General features: G+C 56.4%; 2 protein-coding genes. One reads left to right on the forward strand and one right to left on the reverse strand.

Annotation, left to right across the window (positions count from 1 at the left end):
• On the reverse strand, positions 1-956 hold a 956-nt coding region (locus WBM93_RS07135; RefSeq protein ID WP_424430120.1), incomplete at its 3' end, for a type III polyketide synthase.
• A 364-nt stretch (positions 957-1,320) separates the two neighbouring features.
• On the opposite strand from WBM93_RS07135, the gene WBM93_RS07140 reads away from it, so the two are divergent.
• Positions 1,321-2,166: a phasin family protein gene (locus WBM93_RS07140; RefSeq protein WP_424430123.1), complete on the forward strand. Its 846-nt coding sequence runs from the start codon at positions 1,321-1,323 to the stop codon at positions 2,164-2,166.
• The last annotated feature ends 12 nt before the right edge of the window (positions 2,167-2,178 follow it).

Below are 2,178 nucleotides of genomic sequence, written 5' to 3' on the forward strand. Positions count from 1 at the left end.
AGCAATTGTTCAAGCACGAACAACACCGTCGGCGAGGACATATTGCCATGATGGCGCAGGACTTTGCGGGTCGCGGGGATCCCGGCAAGGTCCGGAGCAAAATATGCTTCCAGGGCTTCCACCACCCGGCCCCCGCCGGGATGGCAAGCGGGTTCGGACAGGTCGGATTTGGCAAGACCCTGAACCTCGAGAAAGGCATCGCAGAAAGGCGCAAAATCCTTGGTAACAAAGGTCGGGATATCGCGGGCCAGCACGAGATCGAAGCCGGTGTTGCCGATATCCCAGCCCATCATGTCGGTGGTATCGGGCCAGGTCTTCTGGTCAAAGGCGCGAAAGCTGGGCGCGCCGGCCGGCCCTGCCTTGCCGCTGATCACCGCGGCAGCGCAGCCGTCGGCAAACAGCGCGGTTGCGATCATGTTCTTCTTGTCAAACTGGCTATAGTCATAGGACAGGCTGCACAGTTCGAGCGCGATCAGCAGGACATTCTGGCCACCGCCTGCCGCAGCAAGATCATTGGCCAGCCGCAGCCCGAGCACGCTGCCGGCGCAGCCATAGCCGAACACCGGGATGGTCTGGGTCGAGCTTTCGAAACCCATCGCCTCGATCATCCGGCTGGGAATGGAGGGCGTCATCGTGCCGGTGGTCGAGATCAGGACAATCGCGTCTATATCGGATGGAGCAAGCGCGGCTTTGTCGAGCGCATCCCCGGCCGCCTGGTGCGCCAGCCGGGTGCCGACCTGATCATATATAGCCGCCCGATCGGTCCAGCTTCTCGGCTTCAAATAATAGTCTGCGTCGCAGGCAAGATAGCGCTCGTCAATACCGCTATTGCCAAGGATCTGTTCCAGCCGGGCGGGCAGCGCCGCCCCCCTCGCCTTCGCGAGCACGGCCAGCACTTCCGCTTGCGTGATCCGGTGATCCGGCACGGCGGTGGCGATGGATTTCAATATGGGCATGGGAGATATTCAATCATAATGATGGTCCTGTTACAGCAGATGCCGCAGTGAGACACTGAAATCTGGCACATTGCACCAAATGCGGTATGACAAAGGTCAAGAAACGGATGCCATGGCATCGCAGATCAATCGGGCGGGCCATACAACATAGCTATATTGCTGCGAAGGTCACGAACTTTGCTGCGGCACAAATATAGGAAAATCTCACCATGTAGCGAACGATAGCTTTCGCACCTCGGGCTATCTCATTGAATCACCGCGTTTTATAATCGCGAATTCAGTTTATTGTGCACTGCACCATTTTTCTTGACATCGGCCATCGCATCTACTATTTGTGCACTGCAACAAAGAAGTGAGATAACCGATGACTGAAATGAAAAACGAAACATCCGCTGCTCCGGCAGCAAAGGAAAACGGCTCGCTCTCTGCTGATGCCGCTTATTCTGCAGCAGCTTCCGCGGCTGCTGCCACCGACAAACCGGCTTCGAAAGCTGCCGTTGTCGAGAAGACCGAAACCCCACAGCCGGTGGCTCAAGCTGCTAAACCGGCAACAGCGGCAAAGCCTGCTGTCAAAAGAACCGCAGCAACCAAGCCGGCAACAAAGAAGGCCGCAGCGAAGCGTAAAGTCGCTGCAAAGCCGGTTGCCAAAACCTCTTTGAACAAAAAGACTAAAGGAACGAAAAAAATGGCTACCACCAAAACCACGAAAACCACCGCAACCAAGCGCGTTGCGAAAAACACCAAAGCAGCCAACACCAAGGCCGCCAACACTGCCAAGAAAACCGCTGACAAGCTCGGTTCGCGCTTTGAAAAGCTGACATCCGACGCCCAGGTTCGCGCCAAAGCAGCCGCTGACCGTGCGGTTGCACTGTCGAAGAATGCCGTTGAATTCAACCGCGGCAATGTTGAAACCCTGATCGAAAGCGGCAAGATCGCTGCAAAAGGCGCTCAGGAAATCGGCAAGACAAACGTGAAATATACCCGCGAGAATTTCGTTGAAGCCAGCCGTGCACTGCAGGGTCTGTTCAGCGTCGCGACGCCGAAGGACATGTTTGAAAAGCAGGCTGACTATGTGCGCAGCGGTCTGGACCGGGTCAAGGACCAGACTTCGAACAACGCCGACGCTGTCGTGAAGCTCGCCGGCAAAGCCTATCAGCCGATTGCTGATCGCATCAGCGAAATCCGCAAGGAACTGAAAAAAGCCGCTTAAGCCGCTTTTTCT

Source organism: Parasphingorhabdus sp. (genome assembly GCF_049667325.1).
Taxonomy (GTDB): domain Bacteria; phylum Pseudomonadota; class Alphaproteobacteria; order Sphingomonadales; family Sphingomonadaceae; genus Parasphingorhabdus.